This window comes from Desulfarculaceae bacterium (assembly GCA_020444545.1).
GTDB lineage: Bacteria > Desulfobacterota > Desulfarculia > Desulfarculales > Desulfarculaceae > Desulfoferula.
Genome location: JAHLKT010000003.1, coordinates 134,988 through 151,029, shown reverse-complemented (window position 1 = coordinate 151,029; position 16,042 = coordinate 134,988). Strand labels below are relative to the sequence as shown.

Below are 16,042 nucleotides of genomic sequence, written 5' to 3'. Positions count from 1 at the left end.
CTCTTGACCCGGCGGGGTCGGCTGTCTGCTTGCCGAGTGGCCTCGCGGCCGGCCGGTTTTAGTTCAGGACCACCTTGAAGCCGGCCGCGTCCAGGTCGGCCTGCAAGCCGGACTTGTTGGCGCTGCGCACCCGGATGTAGACGTGGTTGCCCGCGCTGGAGCGGTGGGGCGCGGTGAAGATGGCCTCCACCGGCACGCCGCGCTTCTCGATCACCGAGGCGATGCGGCCGGTGGCCCCCACCTCCTTGGCCAGCTCCACGTTGGCCAGCTCGATGAGGCTGGTCCCTTCGCTGGAGCCGATGAGGCGCACCAGGGCGTTGAATATCTCGCTCTCGGTGGCGATGCCGATGAGCTTGCCGTTCTCCACCACCGGATAGGCACCGATGCCCTCGTTGTGGCCCCTAAGCATGACCTCCTGCACCAGGTCGTCGGGCCCCACGGTCTGCACGTTCTTCTGCATCACCTCGCTCACCTTGAGCTTGTCCAGAAGGGAGTACATCTCATGCACGCTCAAGGTGGTGGCCCCGCTGGGCATGGCACCCAGGATGTGGCGGCTGGTGAGCATACCCAGAAGGCGGCCCTTTTTGTCCACCACCGGCAGGCGGCGGATCTTCTTCTCGTTCATCAGCTTCTGGGCGTCGAGCAGCAGCGTGTCCGGGGATACGGTGAGCGGGTCGGGGGTCATCCAATGCCTTACCTTCATGAGCTCCCTCCAGGCGTGCGGGGTAGGGCGGCGCGGAAGCGCCGGTAGGTCATTATATGACACCCCGGCCCCGGTCCCCAAGCCCATCCGGCCGCGGCGGCCAAAAAAGTCCTAATTTCTCCTCGGCAATTCCTTTACACTAATAACAATAGCCTTGGGGCTTGACAAAAGGGTGGTTCCGGGGCTATTTAGTTTCAGTAATAGTTTCTATTATTGATCCTTGAAAGGGGAAGCAGATGGAGGTCCTAATACTCTCGAGGCTGCAATTCGCCGCAGCCACCTTCTTCCATTTCCTTTTCGTCCCCCTGACCTTGGGGCTATCGATCCTGGTAGCCATCATGGAGACCAAGTGGTACCGGTCCGGAGACGAAGAGTACAAACGAATGGCCAAGTTCTGGGGCAAGCTGTTCCTGATCAACTTCGGCCTGGGCATCGTTACCGGCATCACCCTGGAGTTCCAGTTCGGTACCAACTGGGCCCGCTACTCGGCCTACGTGGGCGATATTTTTGGTTCTCTCCTGGCCATCGAGGCCACCCTGGCCTTCTTCCTGGAGAGCACCGCCATCGCGGTTTGGGTCTTCGGCTGGGAGCGCATCTCCCCCAAGCTGCACCTGGTAGCCATCTGGCTGGTGGCCTTCGCCTCCAACCTGAGCGCCTACTGGATCATCAGCGCCAACGCCTGGATGCAGCACCCGGTGGGTTACGCCATCAGGAACGGCCGGGCCGAGCTTGACGACTTCATCGCGGTGATCACCCAGAAGTTCGCGGTGATTGAGTTCATCCACACCGTGAGCGGGGCCTACATCCTGGCCGGCTTCTTCGTCATGGGCATCAGCGCCTATCATCTGCTGAAAAAGCGCAACATATCTTTCTTCACCAAGAGCTTCCGCATCGCCTTGGCATTCGCCCTTCTCTTCTCCATCTTCGAGGTGGTGCAGGGGCACCTGAACGGCGCCGAGGTGGCGGCCACCCAGCCCACCAAGCTGGCGGCCATGGAGTCCCACTGGAAGACCGAGAAGTCCGCGCCCATCTACGCCTTTGTCATCCCCAAGCTGAGCGGGGAGGGCAACCTAGTGGAGTTCTTGCCCATCCCCGGCGCGTTGTCCATGCTGGCCTTCCACGATCCCTCGGCCGAGGTCAAGGGTCTCAGTGACTTCAAGCCAGAGGACCGGCCCCCGGTGTTCCTTACCTTTGTCTCCTTCCGCACCATGGTGGCCTTGGGCATGCTGTTCATGTTCCTGACCATCTACGGTTGGGTGATACGCAAAAAGCTGTTGGAGCATCCCAAGTTCCTTCGCATCATGCTCTTTTCCATACCCTTGCCTTACATTGCCAACGAGGCAGGCTGGATGCTGGCCGAGGTGGGCCGCCAGCCCTGGCTGGTGTGGGGGCTCATGCGCACCTCGGACGGCGTGAGCCCGGTGGACGCGAGCCAAGTGGCGGTCAGCCTGATTGCCTTCATCCTTTTCTACGGCCTGTTGGGCGCGGTGGCTTTCTGGCTGATGGCCCGCTTCGCCAAGAAAGGCCCCGCCCCCGCCCCGGCGGCGGCCTAGGGCAGGGAGGATATAGCCATGTTGGAAACCATTTGGTTCGTGCTCTGGGGCCTGTTGTGGGCCATCTACTTCATGCTGGACGGCTTTGATCTGGGCGCCGGAACCCTGCTGCCCTTCATCGCCAAGAACGAGGAAGAAAAACGCACCGTCTACCAGGCCATGGGTCCCTTCTGGGACGGCAACGAGGTGTGGCTGATCACCGCCGGCGGCGTGACCTTCGCGGCCTTCCCCCTGGCCTACGCGGTGATGTTCAGCTCCCTGTACTCGGCCCTGATGCTGGTCCTGTTCGCCCTGATCATCCGGGGCGTGGCCCTGGAGTATCGCAACAAGCAGGACGGCCATAGCTGGCGCGACGGCTGGGACATCCTGTTGTTCGTGGGCAGCGCGGCCCCGGCCCTGTTGTTCGGGGTGGCCTTTGCCAACATCTTCCAGGGCATCCCCATCGACGCCCAGGGCGTGTACAAGGGCACCTTGTTCACCCTGCTCAACCCCTACGGCCTGCTGGGCGGGCTGTTGTTCCTGTGCCTGTTCTGTTATCACGGCGCGGTGTGGCTGGCCATCAAGTCCACCGGGGAGCTGAAGGCGCGGGCCCAGCGCTTCGCCAAGATCTTGTGGGTGCCCCTGCTGGTCTTGGCGGTGGCCTTCCTGGCGGCCTCCTGGTTCGCCACCAACCTCTACGCCAACTACCTGGCCATCCCGGTGCTGTGGATCGTGCCGCTCATCGCGGTGGCGGGGCTACTGTGCACCCGCTTCTTCTTGGAGAAGGGCGCCCTGTGGGCCACCTGGTTCTCCTCCAGCGCGGTGGCGGTGGGCGCCACCCTGTTCGGGGTGGTGGGGCTGTTCCCCAACCTGCTGCCCAGCAGCATAGACCCCAAGGCCAGCCTGACCATCCACAACGCGGCCTCCAGCCCCCTGACCCTCAAGATCATGCTGGGAGTGGCCCTGGTCATGGTGCCGGTGGTCATCGCCTACCAGATCTGGGTCTACCACACCTTCCGTCACGAGGTGACCGCGGAAGATCTGGTCCAAGAGACCTACTAGCCTTACAGGGCCTAGGGCCCGACACCTGAAAACCAGCGGCGGCCGGAAGAGATGCTTCCGGCCGCCGCTTCCCGTTGACCCCGCCCCCGGGCCCGCTTAGAATGCGGGCCATGAAAAAGCTGCTGATCATATTGCCCCTGTTGGCCGCGCTGTGGGCGGGAGCCGCCCTGGCCGCGCCGCCCGGCTCCCCTCTGGACGAGCTGGCCCAGAGCCTGGGCTCCCCGGCCAAGCGGGACCTGCCCCAGATGCGCAAGATGGGCGTCATCCGGGTGCTCACCGAGTATTCCCACACCTACTTCTTCCTGCGCCACGGCCGCCCCTACGGCCTGGACTACGCCCTGCTGGAAAAGTATCAGCACGCCCTCAACTATCACCGGCCCAAGCACCTGCCCCCCCTGGAGGTGGTGTTCATCCCCGTGCCCTTCGACCGGGTGCTGCCCCTGTTGGAGAAGGGTTACGGCGACATGGCCGCCGCGGGCATAACCATCACCCCGGAACGGGCCAAGCGCCTGGTCTTCACCAAGCCCTACATCACCGGGGTGGACGAGGTGGTGGTCTCCCACCGCTCGGTTAAAGGCCTGGCCTCTTTGGAGGACCTGAGCGGCCGCCGGGTGCTGGTGGGCCGGGGCAGCAGTTACCTGGCCAGCCTGGCCAAGCTGAACCATGAGCTGCGGGCCAAGGGACGCAAACCGGCCCAGGTGGTGCTTGCCCCGGAACTGCTCACCGACGAGGACATCCTGGACCTGGTGAACGCGGGGGTGGCCCCGCTGACCGTGGTGGACAGCCCGGTGGCCGGGGCGTGGGCCGGGGTGATGCCCAACCTGGTGGTGCACCACAAGCTGGCCCTGCGCCGGGGAGGCGGCCTGGGCTGGCTGGTGCGGCCGGACAGCCCCCAGCTACTGGCCAGCCTCAACCGCTTCCTGGTCAAGCACCGCCAAGGCACCCTCACCGGCAACGTGCTGTTCAAGCGCTACTTCAAAGACAACCGCTGGCTGCACAACCCCAACCAGCATCAGGAGCGGGAGCGCTTCACACGCTATGCCCCCCTGTTTCAGAAATACGCCAAGGAGTACGGCTTCGACTGGCTGTTCCTGGCGGCCCAGGCCTTTCAGGAGTCGCGCTTGGACCCGGACTGCGTATCCCACCGGGGGGCGGTGGGCCTGATGCAGGTGATGCCCACGGGCAAGGGAGAGCGCCGGGAGGCAGAGGCCAAGCGGCTGCGTCAGCCGGAGTACAACATCAAGGCAGGGGTGAGCTACATGGCCCATCTGCGCTCGCGCTACTTCGACCAGGCGGGCATGAACGGCATGGCCAAGTTCAGCTTCTGCCTGGCCGCCTACAACGCTGGTCCCGGGGCCATAAACCGGGTGCGCTCGGCCAGCCCCAAGCTGGGCTACGACCCCAACCTATGGTTCTTCAACTGCGAGTTCGGGGCCCTGCGCCTGGTGAGCAGCGAGCCGGTGCACTACGTGCGCAACGTGCTCAAGTACTACGTGTCTTACCGCCTTTCGGACCGGGACAAGGACGCCTCCTACCAAGAGGTGATCGACCTGATGCGCAAGTAGGCCCAAGGCCTGTATCTAAAAAAACGCGGCGGCCGGGAGGATGCTCCCGGCCGCCGAATTTTTCACGCCGCCTTGTTTTAGAACTGATAGCCCAGGCTGATGATGAAGCGGTTGTCGGTCCGGCTCTTGCCGGGCTCCGGCTGATTGTCGTAGTCGATGTTAAAGGAGGTGGTGAACACGAAGCCCAGGACCAGGGGGAAGTTGAGCCCCTGGTTGGCGCTCCAGATCCAGTTGGTAAAGTCGTCCACGGCCACGAAGCCGGTCTGGCGGTGATAGAACTGCACCGACTTGTTGAAGAACCAGCGGTCGTAGCCGATGTGCCAGCGCCAGGCGAAGTAGTCCTCGGTGTCGCCGCCCGCCTGCTCCTCCCACACGAAGTTGGGGCCCAGCTCGAACAAGAGGTTGGTCTTTTTGCCTCGCCACATCTGATAGCCCAGCCCTAAGCCGGTCATGCCCCGGAAGTCGATGCCCTTGAAGCGGTCCTGCTCGCCCCTGAGGTTGGCCAGCCAATACCACTTCTCGCTGATAAAGCGGTTGTAGTCGATGTAGCCCTTGCTGTTGTCGCTGGTGTCCACGCCCTTGCTTTGGGCCTGGTGGATATCGAAGCCGGCCACCACCCGGTTGACGGTCTTCCAGGTCATCACCGCGCGGCCCATGGTGTCGATGTTCTGCTTATTGGTGTTGCCCCGGCTGATGTCCACCCCCAGGTTCACCTGGCCGCTGATCCGCAAGGGATCCAAGTCCTCGGGGTTGATGGCCTCCACCTGCTTGAGCTCCAGGGCCTCGGCCCCGGCCAGCTTCACCTGTCCGGGCGCTGCGGCCTGGGCCTGGCCGGTGACGGTCTTGCCGCCGGTGGTCTCCAGGGTCAGGGGCTGGTCGCTTTCGACCCCGGCCACCTCGCTCCAGTTGATGATCAACTTGCCGGCGTAGGTGGTCTTGAGGGTCAGCTTGCCGGCGCCCATGTCCACGATGGTGCCGCTGAGGCGGTCGCCGTTTTTCATCTTGACCACGTCGGCCGCCGCGGGCGCGGCCAAAAGGCAGAGACAAAGGGCCAGGAAACAAGGGACCAAACGGGCCGGGGACAGAATCATGAGGCCTGCTCCTTGGGAGGCTGGGTGGGGTAGATGTGCACGTCGCGCTGGGGGAAGGGGATGTTGATGCCCTCGGCGTCAAAGGCGAGCTTGATCTTTTCGGTCAAATCGCATTTGACCGCCCACCAGTCGGCGTTACTGGTCCAGGGGCGCACCGCGAAGTTCACGCTGGAATCGGCCAGCTCCAGCATCACTACCGTGGCGGCTGGCTCCTTGAGGATGCGCGCGTCCTCGGCCATCAGTCGCTCCAGCACCGATTTGGCCTTGGGGATGTCGTCGTCGTAGCCGATGCCGATCACCAAATCCACCCGGCGGGGATCGGCCGCGGTGTAGTTGACCAGCTTGTCGGCGAAGACCTTGGTGTTGGGCATGATGGCCAGCTTGCCGTCGACCATGCGCAGCTTGGTCACCAGGATGGTGATCTCCTCCACCTTGCCCAAGACCCCGCCGATCTCCACCATCTCGCCCAGGCGCATGGGCCGGAAGATGAGGATAAGCACCCCGGCGGCCAAATTGGCCAGGTTGGATTGCAACGACAGGCCCACGGCCAGGGAGGCCGCGCCCAGCATGGCGATGAGCGAGGTGGTCTGCACCCCCAGCTTGGAGAGCATGGCGATGATCACGAACATGATCAAGACGAACTTCAGCAGGTTCCCGCCGAAACCGACCAGGGTCTCGTCCACCTTGGCCTTGCGCAGGATCTTGCGGAATATCTTGGTGGCCAGCTTGGCGGCGAAGAGCCCCACCACCAGGATGGCGATGGCGCCCACCACCTGGAGCCCGTAGCGGGCTACCCATTGCTGGATGTCGGCGATTATCTGTTCCATGCGGTTCCTTCCCTGATTAGCGGAAGACAGCCCCGATGGGGGGCGGAAAAGCGCGGCCGGTTTGGGGCCATTTTAAGGCAAGGGGCCCCCAGGGCCAAGGAAAAGCCGTATTTTTTGGGCGTTGGGTGGAGGCGCCGCGCTCAGCGCAGACGCGGCAGGCGCCGCTGGCGGCGCAGACGGCGGGCCAGATGGGCCCCGGTGGGCATCTTGGGCCGGTGGGTGATGGGAGCGATGGGCTCCATGGCGGTGGCCAGTTGGCGCGAGACCAGGCGGGCGATGAGCACGGCCAAAAACAGCTGGCCCGCCGCGGCCTCCAGGCCGCTGAGGATCTGGGCGGTGGCGGTGATGGGCAGGATGTCGCCGAAGCCCACCGTGGTGATGGTGGAGAGGCTGTAGTAAAGGGCCCTGAGGTGCACTTGGTCGCCCATGCCCGGGGTGGGGTACATGGAGGGGTGGAAGCCGTGGGGCTGGAAGAAGCTCAAGACCTTGTAGGCCTCGGTCCACACGATGGTCAGCAAGAAGAAGGCGGCCACCCCGGAGAAGATGGTGTCCAGGCGCACCTGGCGGGCCTGGAACAGATAGATCATCACCATGATGGTCCAGGTCACGGTGATGATCAGGGCCAGGGAGGAGACCGCCACCTGCTCCAGGGAGCGCCAGTGGGCCGGGATGGGCAGGACGGACAGGGCCAGGCCCAGGCACATGACCACCAACAGGATGCGGATGATGGCGAAGTAGTGGGGGAAGCGCACCATGAAATCGGAGGTGAGGGGCCGGGTGGCCACATGGAACACCACCACGAAGCCCAGGATCACCAGCACGCCGCTGAAATGCAGATTGCCGCTGAACAGGCTGAGCGCCAGGACCGCGTAGAGGAAATACAGGGAAAGGCGGCGCGTGAGGGGCACCGGGGCGTTGGGCAGCCAGGGCCCCCGGGCGGGCAGACCGACTTGCTCGGCGGCTTTGCTCATCTGGCGATTATCCCCCGGCCTAAGGTTTGGCCCCAATTATACAGGGGCAAAGGCCGCGCCGGCGGAAAATGCTTGGCGGTGTGCGCACGGCTTCGTGCTAAAGTGGGGGGCCTTGGGGAGGAGAAGAGTCATGCCGCCCGCTTTGGTCCGCGCCACCCGCGTTCCCTTTCTGACCGGTTCGTTTCTGCCGCTGATGGTCGTGGCCGCCTGGTGGTGGGAGCAGGGCCCCATGCCCTGGCTCCTGTTGGGCATAACCCTGCTGGGGGTGGGCTGCCTGCACACAGGGGCCAACCTGATCAACGATTATCACGACGCCCGGGGCTCGGACCCCATCAACCGCCTGGCCACCCAGTTCTCCGGGGGGAGCCGGGTCATCCAGGACGGCCTGATGAGCCGGGGCGTGGTGCACGGTCTGGCCTGGGTCTTTTTCGCGGCGGCCGGGATGTGCGGGCTCTATCTGGCCCTCATGGGCCGCCCCTGGGCCCTGGCCCTGGGCGCGGCGGGGCTCATCGGCGGCTGGCTCTATTCGGGCGGGCCGCTGGCCCTCATGGCCATCGGCCTGGGCGAGCTGGACATCCTCATCCTCTTCGGCCCGCTGCTCACCTTTTCCACCGGCTATGTCTTGAGCGGCGATTTTTACGCGGTCACCTGGTGGCTGGGCCTGGTGCAGGGCTGGCAGATCACGGCGGTGTTGTGGATCAACCAGTTCCCGGACCTGGCGGCCGACGCGGCGGCGGGCAAGAACAACCTGGTGGTGCGCCTGGGCCTGGCCCGCTCGCGGGTGGTCTACGCCGGGCTGATGCTGGCCCCGTTCCCCACCATCGCCTGGCTGGTGCACGGCTGGGGGCTCACCCCCTGGCTCTACCTGGCTTGGGGCGGCCTGATCCCGGCCCTAAAGGCCTCGGCCATCGCCTGGAAGAGCTATGACGACCCGCCCGCCGTCCTGCCCGCCCAGGGGCTAACCATCGCGGGGCACTTCAGCACCGGCATCCTGATAACCCTGGGCCTCCTCCTGGGCAAGTGGCTGGGCTAGCGGCCCAATAAAAAAGGACGCCCCGCGCGGGGGCGCCCCAAAGCCCGGCGGGCCCGCCGGGTCACTTGTTGAAATTGATCGTCAACAGCTGCGACTTGTCCATGCCGTGGTGCTTGATCATGGTGTCGTAATCAAAGCCGATGCACAGGGCGCCGGCCAGCTTGCCGTCGTGATTTATGGGCGCGCAGATGCCGAAGCCCGGCCCGTATTGGGTGAAGACCTCGAAGGCGGCGATGCGGTCGTCGTGGAACACCGGGTCCAGCTTCTTGAAGTGGGAGTAGTTCTGCCCGATATAGCCTTTGTAGGTCTGGGTGAGGTCGTCGGGGTCGGGCGAGCGCCAGGCCAGGATGGTGGCCTCGGCGTTGAGCACCGCCAGGTCGTGCTGCAAGGGCTTGCCCTTGGCGATGGCCTCCTTGAACTGCTGGTCGATATTGTCTTGCAGGGCCTTGGCCGGGTCCGGGCTGTTGAGCAGCAGGGGCATGAAGATGGCCTTCTCCTGCTTGATAGTCTCCAGGAGGTGGGCCTTGAACTTGGCCTGCGTCTCGCTGAGCTCGGGCGGCGGATCGCCGCAGGCGGCTGAGAGCAGGGACGCCAACAGCAACAGCGGCAACAGGAGGGCATGGACTCGCGTCATGGCCTTATCTCTCCCTGCGGTTCCCCATAAGATCGCGCCTTGCCGGCCCGGGGCCTATAGGCTGAAAACCGCGTTGATGGTGCCCACCGGATCGCCCCGGTGGGTTTTGAACACCGGGCGGTGCAGGTCGGCCAGGGGGCCGTCCAGCGCCTCGTGGCCCAGCGCGCCCAGATGGTGCAGGGCCTCGCAGACCACCGGGCCCAGGGCGCGGAAAGCGCCGTCCTCGATCTGCAGGGCCAGGCCCAGCTTGAGGCCGGGCAGGGCCACGGCGTAGGTGCCCTCGGAGCCGGTCTTGGCCAGGAAGGCGCCGGGGGCGGCCTGCATGAGCCGGGTGCAGAGGCGGCCGGTGCCCGCGATCATCTCGGGATGGGCCAGGCAGGCTGCCATAATCTGTTCGGCGGCCTCGGCCCACTGGGGCTCCAGGCCGGCCTCAGTGGGGGCGGCCAGGCGGGCATAGGCCCCGGCCAGGGTCATCAGGGGCAGGCGGTAGGTGGGCACCCCGCAGTCGTCCACCCCGATGCCGGTCTGCTCGGCGGGGTAGGCGGTGAAGCGGGCCACCGCGCTCAGCACCAGCTTCTGCACCGGATGGCCGATCTCCAGATAGCCCTCGGTGGGCCAGCCCTGGGACGCGCACACCACCAGCATGGCCGCGTGCTTGCCCGCGCAGGCGCTGTGCAGGGTGGTGGGCTTCTCCCCGGCCAGGGACAGGGCCTTGGCCACCTCGCGGCCCAAGGGGCGCGGCCGGCCGCAGTCCAGCAGCTCGGGGCCCAGGCCCGCCTTGGCCAGCATGCTCTCCACCGCCTCGCGTTGGAAATCCTCGCCGTTCAAGGAGCCGCAGGCCGCGGCGATCTCCAGGGGCTCCAGGCCGTACTTGGCCGCCGCGCCGGTGGTATACAGGGGCAGGGCCTGCAAGGGCTTGGCCGCCGAACGCAGGAAGGTGGGCATGGAGGGATGGCCCAGGCCCTTGACGCGCTTGCCGTCCGGCCCGGCCACGGTGATGGCCCCCCGGTGCACGCTTTCGGTCAGGCCGCTGCGGGTCAGCTCGGCCAGGGCCGGGGCGTATTCGCCGGGACCGCCTCCCCGGGGGTGCTCGTGGGAGTGATCATGATGATGGTGGTGCCCAAGATGGCGATAAATTGGTAATGATTCCTGCACGCTTCCACCTTTTTTCGTCTAGACGTTGACAGTTCTAGGAGTCGGTATTACCTTTTTTTCAGATGAGGGAAGGTTCAGCTCTGTATCAACCCCATACACGATCCGCAATCCCTCGGCGGCGGTAGCAAACACCCCCTCTCCCGGCGCCGATTAAAAGCGGAAACCTTTCCTCCCCTCCTCCCAAAGGGCCTCGGGGCTTGAGCTCCGGGGCCCTTGTTTTTATACTGCTCTAATATCTTTATATTTACCCGCGAGGTCAAGCATATGTCGCAGACCCTGGCCACCGGCCTGACGCGCCTAGCCGCCGAGCCCCCCGCCCGTTTGGCCGGCGCCGGCCTGGGCCTGCTGTGCAACCCGGCCGCCGTGCTACCCGATTTCACCCCCGCCTGGCGGACGGTGGCCCAGGCCTATCCCAGCGGCATTCGTGCTCTTTTCGGTCCGCAGCACGGCTTTTTCGCCGAGCGCCAGGACAACATGGTGGAGTCGGACCACGCCACCCACCCCGGCCTGGGGGTGCCCATTTATTCGCTCTACGGCGAGACCAGACGCCCCACCCCGGAGATGCTGGCCGGGCTGGATTGGCTATTGGTGGACATGGTGGACGTGGGCTGCCGGGTCTACACTTTCTTCAGCACCCTGGTGGCCTGCCTGGAGGAGTGCGCCAAGGCCGGGGTGGGGGTCATGGTCCTGGACCGGCCCAACCCCATCGGCCGGGGGGCCGAGGGGCCCATCCTGCCGCCCGAGCTGATGAGCTTCGTGGGGGCTCACGCCATACCCCTGAAGCACGGCCTGACCCTGGGCGAACTGGCCCGGCTGGTGGTGTCGGAACGCAATTTGGACGTGCGCCTGGAGGTGATGGCCTGCGCGGGCTGGCAGGGCGGCGACCATGCCACCACCGGCCTGCCCTGGGTCATGCCCTCGCCCAACCTGCCCTGCCTGGACGGGGCGCGGGTCTATCCGGGCCAGGTGCTCCTGGAGGGCACCAGCCTGAGCGAGGGGCGGGGCACCACCCGGCCCTTTGAGATATTCGGCGCGCCGGGCCTGGACCCAAGCGCGGTGATGGCCGCGCTGGAGCCGGATGCCCTGGCCGGGGCCACCCTTCGGCCCCTGTTCTTCGAGCCCACCTTCCACAAGTTCGCGGGCCAGGTGTGCGGCGGGTTCCAGATACACCTCACCGATCCGGCGGCCTATCAGCCCTTGCGGGCCACCCTGGCCCTGCTGGGGGCCGTCAACCGGGCCCAACCCGGCCTGTGGTCCTTGCGCGAACCGCCCTATGAGTACGAGCACGAGCGGCGGCCCCTTGATCTGCTGCTGGGCGACGCCGAGGCGGTGGATAGGCTGGTGAACGGGGCTTTGGCATCCGAGCTGGAGGCCCGCTGGAGCGAAGGCCTGGCCCAATGGGACGAGCGCATCGGGCCGATTCTGCTCTACCCCGCGTAGTTTTGTTGGATTTATAGTGCTTGTAATGAGTTGCAGGTAAAAAAACAGCAGGAAAACAAAAATGCGTAAATAATGATTCTTTTATTTTACTGAGTGGACATGTTTGACGGCTTCGACGGCACCCGTCTCTTTTATAGGCATTAACGAGACCAATGCCTCCCCTTTTTCGCTAAGTATTGCCCGATGAATTGTTTGGTTTAGTTTGTGGCTTGTCACTATCACGTACCAAGCGTAGCCCCCAAATACCATATAGTAACAAGTATGCCCTTCCAGCCTCTGTTTGATAGCATCAGCGAGCATTAGTCCTGTCCCAATTTTTTCTTTTATTTTTCTGAAAAGAACTGCATATAGCTCTTTTGGGCCGGGCGTTTCGTTAAGTAACATTTGACGTATTGTGTCTTCATGCATCCCCAAAGAAGTAGGCTCTGCGCGTTGAATTGTATTTGAGATAGAAACCATCCAAAGGTTTGACAATACAAATAATTTTAGTTTGCTATAGTTGATGCCCGAGACCAAAAATAAATCCCGATAAACTTTGTTCCATTTTGAGGCCTTCTTGTCGAACAAGAAGAACTTTGCATAATTCTCCCAGTTGCTACGTTTAGTTTCACATCTTATGCATAATAGTTTTTCCTTTATGCCTCCTTGTGCCTTATGTCTCCTGTTGTTCCCGGGGTCTATTTCTATATATTGTCCATGTTCGCCGAGGACCGGTTTGTAAAGGAGATTAGAGAAGATGTGGGACTGAACTATGGTTTGCGGTTTCTTACACATTTTACAGATTTTAAGAGATGGGTCCATCGTTTGCTCTCTATTTACTATTGTCCTAAAAACACTACATGCAAATAGTGATGATTTCAACAAATGCAATAATTAGAATTTGCCATGACCCGGGAGAACTTTGGGGTTCACTTGAGCCAAATAGCCGTATCCGCTATCATTAAAGGCAAAGCTAACCGATTTGATATGGAGATGAGCACACGTATGCCCTTTTATACTGCCCTGCGCGGCTACACCAACAAGCGCCTGGAAGAGATCGCCCAGGCCGACATCCTGGTGGGCATCCCCTGCTTTAACAACGAGACCACCATCGCCCACGTGATTCAGATGGTGACCCACGGCCTGGCCGACCACTACGGCGACAAACGGGCGGTTATCCTGGTGGCCGACGGCGGCTCCACCGACGACACCCGCGAGACCGCCAAGGAGTTCGAGATCAAGCCTTGGCAGGAGAAGATCGTAAGCATCTACCGGGGGGTGCCCGGCAAGGGCAGCGCGCTCCGGGCGGTGTTCGAGGCGGCGGTGCGCCTGAACGTCAAGGCCTGCGCCATGGTGGACAGCGACCTCAGGTCCATCACCGGCGACTGGGTCAAGGCGCTCATCGACCCGGTGATGGAAAAGGGCTATCAATACGTCTCGCCGGTTTACCTCAGGCACAAATACGACGGCACCATCACCAACAACATCGTCTACAACCTGACCCGCGCCCTGTACGGCAAGCGCATCCGCCAGCCCATCGGCGGCGACTTCGCCATCAGCCGCGACGTGGCCAAGTACTACATCGACCAGGACGTCTGGGAGAGCGAGGTGGCCCGCTTCGGCATCGACATCTGGATGACCACCAGCGCCATCACCCAGGGCTTCAAGATCTGCCAGGCCAACCTGGGGCTAAAGGTTCACGACGCCAAGGACCCGGCCTCCCATCTGGGGCCCATGTTCCGCCAGGTGCTCTGGACCCTGTTCAACCTCATGGAGCGCTACCAGAGCGTATGGCGCCAGATTGAGGGCTCCGAGCCGGTGGAGACCTTCGGCAACGGCAACGGCAACGAGCCCGAGCCGGTGAAGGTGAACCTGGAGGCGATGATCGAGAACTTCCAGAGCGGCTACAAGAACTTCTCGCCCCTGTGGAAGGACATCTTCTGCGGCAAGTGCTATCAGTACATCGAAGAGGCCTCCAAGATGGACGTGAACAACTTCCATCTTCCCACCGAGGCCTGGGTGCAGATACTCTATGAGTTGGCCGCGACCTTCCATTCCTGGAGCCAGCACCGCATGAAGCTGCTGGACCTGATGACCCCGCTCTACTACGCGCGCGTGGCCAGCTTCGTGCGCCAGAGCTGGGAGCTTTCTTCCGCCGAGGCCGAGGACCTGGTGGAGGAGCAGGCCCAGAAGTTCGAGGAGCAGAAGGACTACCTGATTCAGGTGTGGGACCGCGGAGTGGAAGAGGTCTGCGTGGTATAGGCTGAACGCGGGAGGGGGCTTTGTTCACAAGGGTAAGGAACCTGGGGGCCAAGGAGTCCCTGCCGCCGGGCACCCTGGTGCACGTGGGCCAGGAGTTCGACGGTCCCACCCGCATCCACGTCCTGGAGTACGACGCCGAGGGCTTCCAAGAGCTGGACCAGCCCGATCCCGGCACCATGCGGGAGCTTTCCGCCCACCCCCAGATCACCTGGTTCCGGGTGGAGGGGGTGCACCAGGTGGAGGTAATAGCCCGCTTGGGCGAGATCTTCGACCTGCACCCCCTGGTGCAGGAGGACATCGTTAACACCCTGCAGCGGCCCAAGCTGGAGGAGTTCGAGAACTACCTGTTCATCGTGCTCAAGGACCTGGACTGCCCCCGCGATCAGGACTGCGAGATAAGCGCCCAGCAGGTGAGCATCATCCTGGGCAAGGGCTGGGTGCTCTCCTTCACCGAGGGCGGCCGCGACCCCTTCGCCGGGGTGGCCGAACGCATCGCTTCGGGCCGGGGGCGCATCCGCCGCCTGGGGGCCGATTATTTGGCCTACGCCCTCATGGACGCGGTGGTGGATCACTACTTCACGGTGCTGGAGAAGCTGGTGGAGGCCACCCAGGAGGTGGAGGACGAGCTGGACGAGGACCCGGACCAGGAGGTGCTGCACACGGTGCACCGCCTCAAGCGCCAGGGGCAGAAGCTGCGCCGGGCGATCTGGCCCCTCCGGGAGCTGGTGGGCGGGCTGGAGCGCGGCGAGAGCTCCCTGGTGGATGCGGCCACCAAGCCCTTTTTGCGCGACGTGTATGACCACACCATTCAAGTGATCGACGCCACCGAGGGCCTCCGGGACTCGCTGGCCAGCATGATGGATTTGTACATGTCCGCGGTGAGCAACCGCATGAACCAGGTAATGAAGGTGCTGACCATCATCGCCACCCTGTTCATACCGCTGACCTTCATCGCCGGGGTTTACGGCATGAACTTCAAGGTGATGCCCGAGCTGGAGTGGAAGTGGGGCTACTACGCCACCCTGGGGGCCATGGGGGTGGTGGCCATCGGGATGCTCATCTACTTCCGGCGCAAGAAGTGGCTGTGAGGCGGGCCGGAAGACAAGAGGCTTTGAAAGTATAGAGAAGGGCGGGAGCGATCCCGCCCTTTCTCGTTGGGCGTGGGGAGGAGGCAATAACTGACGAACAGGAGGGAGCAGTAAAGGAAGGAGATTACCTCTTCATTTTTATAGTCAAAGTTTTCGGTGTCTTCTAGCTCGAGTAGGGAAATGGTTCAAGATGTAAACGGGTTTTTAAGGTAATCCGCGATTATGTCCCCTCCCGTCTCTATGCTTTTGTTAACTACTTTCTCTGCGATCTCTCGCCCTTTTTTCTTGAAATAGCCTTCGGGAACGATTGCGTACTGCAAGGAAGCGCGCAATATCTCTAAGTCGGCTATCCTATGCTTTACCCGATAGCGCAGGCGACTAGTAATGTCATCAATTCGCGTGCCGTCAAAGCCTACTACGAAGCCATGTCCTCTAATATTGTTGTTGAGGAAAGTAAGTGTTTTTGCTTGTAGTATGGTATGCCGATGCATCATATCCTCTCCATCGGCAAAAACATCCAATTGAATATTTTGGTCATAAGGTTGGTCTTTGATCTCAGCCACCTCCCGCTGCCACCCGACCCATTCCAAATACAGTTTTTCTAGTTCATTTTTTACCCAAGCAGTATTCGGGTTGGTTATTTCGAGAGGCTCTAATTGTCTTTCCATTTTTTCAAAACCTCTCCTATCTTCTCTCTCAA

15 protein-coding genes are annotated in these 16,042 nt (G+C 62.7%); 7 read left to right on the top strand and 8 right to left on the bottom strand.

Going from position 1 to position 16,042, the window contains the following annotated elements; all coding sequences use genetic code 11:
- Window positions 1-58: 58 nt before the first annotated feature.
- Window positions 59-703, bottom strand: a complete 645-nt coding sequence (locus tag KQH53_09110; protein MCB2226823.1) for a CBS and ACT domain-containing protein — start codon at window positions 701-703, stop codon at window positions 59-61.
- A 236-nt stretch (window positions 704-939) separates the two neighbouring features.
- Here KQH53_09110 and KQH53_09105 point away from each other — a divergent pair, with 236 nt between their 5' ends.
- The 3 genes from KQH53_09105 to KQH53_09095 all read left to right on the top strand — a co-directional run bounded on the left by KQH53_09105 (window position 940) and on the right by KQH53_09095 (window position 4,862).
- Window positions 940-2,256: a cytochrome ubiquinol oxidase subunit I gene (locus KQH53_09105; protein ID MCB2226822.1), complete on the top strand. Its 1,317-nt coding sequence runs from the start codon at window positions 940-942 to the stop codon at window positions 2,254-2,256.
- 18 nt (window positions 2,257-2,274) lie between these two features.
- Entirely contained in the window at window positions 2,275-3,297 is a 1,023-nt protein-coding gene (gene cydB / locus KQH53_09100; GenBank protein ID MCB2226821.1) for a cytochrome d ubiquinol oxidase subunit II, read from the top strand.
- A gap of 110 nt (window positions 3,298-3,407) precedes the next feature.
- Window positions 3,408-4,862, top strand: a complete 1,455-nt coding sequence (locus tag KQH53_09095) for a lytic transglycosylase F (GenBank protein ID MCB2226820.1) — start codon at window positions 3,408-3,410, stop codon at window positions 4,860-4,862.
- Between the two features lie 77 nt (window positions 4,863-4,939).
- Here the strand turns inward: KQH53_09095 and KQH53_09090 are convergent, their stop codons facing one another.
- The 3 genes from KQH53_09090 to KQH53_09080 all read right to left on the bottom strand — a co-directional run bounded on the left by KQH53_09090 (window position 4,940) and on the right by KQH53_09080 (window position 7,751).
- The gene (locus tag KQH53_09090) at window positions 4,940-5,953 is read right to left on the bottom strand and encodes a DUF481 domain-containing protein (protein MCB2226819.1); all 1,014 of its coding nucleotides are present in this window, start codon (window positions 5,951-5,953) and stop codon (window positions 4,940-4,942) included.
- Window positions 5,950-6,780: a mechanosensitive ion channel gene (locus tag KQH53_09085; GenBank protein ID MCB2226818.1), complete on the bottom strand. Its 831-nt coding sequence runs from the start codon at window positions 6,778-6,780 to the stop codon at window positions 5,950-5,952. Before KQH53_09085 ends, KQH53_09090 begins: the two co-directional genes overlap by 4 nt.
- A 140-nt stretch (window positions 6,781-6,920) precedes the next feature.
- The gene (locus tag KQH53_09080; GenBank protein MCB2226817.1) at window positions 6,921-7,751 is read right to left on the bottom strand and encodes a hypothetical protein; all 831 of its coding nucleotides are present in this window, start codon (window positions 7,749-7,751) and stop codon (window positions 6,921-6,923) included.
- 130 nt (window positions 7,752-7,881) lie between these two features.
- Here KQH53_09080 and KQH53_09075 point away from each other — a divergent pair, with 130 nt between their 5' ends.
- A complete protein-coding gene (locus KQH53_09075) occupies window positions 7,882-8,784 on the top strand; it encodes a prenyltransferase (GenBank protein MCB2226816.1) in 903 nt (300 codons plus the stop codon).
- Window positions 8,785-8,845: 61 nt separating this feature from the next.
- Here KQH53_09075 and KQH53_09070 read toward each other — a convergent pair whose 3' ends face one another.
- Together KQH53_09070 and KQH53_09065 are read right to left on the bottom strand one after the other, a co-directional pair.
- The gene (locus tag KQH53_09070; GenBank protein ID MCB2226815.1) at window positions 8,846-9,418 is read right to left on the bottom strand and encodes a hypothetical protein; all 573 of its coding nucleotides are present in this window, start codon (window positions 9,416-9,418) and stop codon (window positions 8,846-8,848) included.
- 54 nt (window positions 9,419-9,472) lie between these two features.
- Complete coding sequence (locus KQH53_09065) at window positions 9,473-10,573, bottom strand: asparaginase (GenBank protein ID MCB2226814.1); 1,101 nt, start codon at window positions 10,571-10,573, stop codon at window positions 9,473-9,475.
- A 264-nt stretch (window positions 10,574-10,837) separates the two neighbouring features.
- On the opposite strand from KQH53_09065, the gene KQH53_09060 reads away from it, so the two are divergent.
- A complete protein-coding gene (locus KQH53_09060) occupies window positions 10,838-12,013 on the top strand; it encodes a DUF1343 domain-containing protein (protein MCB2226813.1) in 1,176 nt (391 codons plus the stop codon).
- Between the two features lie 81 nt (window positions 12,014-12,094).
- Here KQH53_09060 and KQH53_09055 read toward each other — a convergent pair whose 3' ends face one another.
- On the bottom strand, window positions 12,095-12,580 hold the full coding sequence (locus KQH53_09055) for a hypothetical protein (protein MCB2226812.1): 486 nt from the start codon (window positions 12,578-12,580) through the stop codon (window positions 12,095-12,097).
- Window positions 12,581-12,997: 417 nt separating this feature from the next.
- Between KQH53_09055 and KQH53_09050 the strand changes: the two genes are divergently transcribed.
- Both KQH53_09050 and corA read left to right on the top strand, forming a co-directional pair.
- Complete coding sequence (locus KQH53_09050) at window positions 12,998-14,254, top strand: glycosyltransferase family 2 protein (protein MCB2226811.1); 1,257 nt, start codon at window positions 12,998-13,000, stop codon at window positions 14,252-14,254.
- 20 nt (window positions 14,255-14,274) lie between these two features.
- Window positions 14,275-15,342 carry a magnesium/cobalt transporter CorA gene (corA, locus tag KQH53_09045; protein ID MCB2226810.1) on the top strand — a complete coding sequence of 356 codons (1,068 nt, stop codon included), beginning with the start codon at window positions 14,275-14,277 and terminating at the stop codon, window positions 15,340-15,342.
- A 185-nt stretch (window positions 15,343-15,527) separates the two neighbouring features.
- Here corA and KQH53_09040 read toward each other — a convergent pair whose 3' ends face one another.
- The gene (locus tag KQH53_09040; GenBank protein MCB2226809.1) at window positions 15,528-16,010 is read right to left on the bottom strand and encodes a hypothetical protein; all 483 of its coding nucleotides are present in this window, start codon (window positions 16,008-16,010) and stop codon (window positions 15,528-15,530) included.
- Window positions 16,011-16,042: the final 32 nt, after the last annotated feature.

Excerpts from the sequence above, each read along its gene's own strand:
- KQH53_09075 (MCB2226816.1), top strand. The coding sequence starts at position 7,882 with ATGCCGCCCGCTTTGGTCCGCGCCACCCGCGTTCCCTTTCTGACCGGT.
- KQH53_09095 (MCB2226820.1), top strand. The coding sequence starts at position 3,408 with ATGAAAAAGCTGCTGATCATATTGCCCCTGTTGGCCGCGCTGTGGGCG.
- KQH53_09070 (MCB2226815.1), bottom strand. The coding sequence starts at position 9,418 with ATGACGCGAGTCCATGCCCTCCTGTTGCCGCTGTTGCTGTTGGCGTCC.
- KQH53_09090 (MCB2226819.1), bottom strand. The coding sequence starts at position 5,953 with ATGATTCTGTCCCCGGCCCGTTTGGTCCCTTGTTTCCTGGCCCTTTGT.
- KQH53_09110 (MCB2226823.1), bottom strand. The coding sequence starts at position 703 with ATGAAGGTAAGGCATTGGATGACCCCCGACCCGCTCACCGTATCCCCG.
- KQH53_09050 (MCB2226811.1), top strand. The coding sequence starts at position 12,998 with ATGCCCTTTTATACTGCCCTGCGCGGCTACACCAACAAGCGCCTGGAA.
- cydB (MCB2226821.1), top strand. The coding sequence starts at position 2,275 with ATGTTGGAAACCATTTGGTTCGTGCTCTGGGGCCTGTTGTGGGCCATC.
- KQH53_09080 (MCB2226817.1), bottom strand. The coding sequence starts at position 7,751 with ATGAGCAAAGCCGCCGAGCAAGTCGGTCTGCCCGCCCGGGGGCCCTGG.
- KQH53_09105 (MCB2226822.1), top strand. The coding sequence starts at position 940 with ATGGAGGTCCTAATACTCTCGAGGCTGCAATTCGCCGCAGCCACCTTC.
- KQH53_09060 (MCB2226813.1), top strand. The coding sequence starts at position 10,838 with ATGTCGCAGACCCTGGCCACCGGCCTGACGCGCCTAGCCGCCGAGCCC.
- KQH53_09040 (MCB2226809.1), bottom strand. The coding sequence starts at position 16,010 with ATGGAAAGACAATTAGAGCCTCTCGAAATAACCAACCCGAATACTGCT.
- KQH53_09085 (MCB2226818.1), bottom strand. The coding sequence starts at position 6,780 with ATGGAACAGATAATCGCCGACATCCAGCAATGGGTAGCCCGCTACGGG.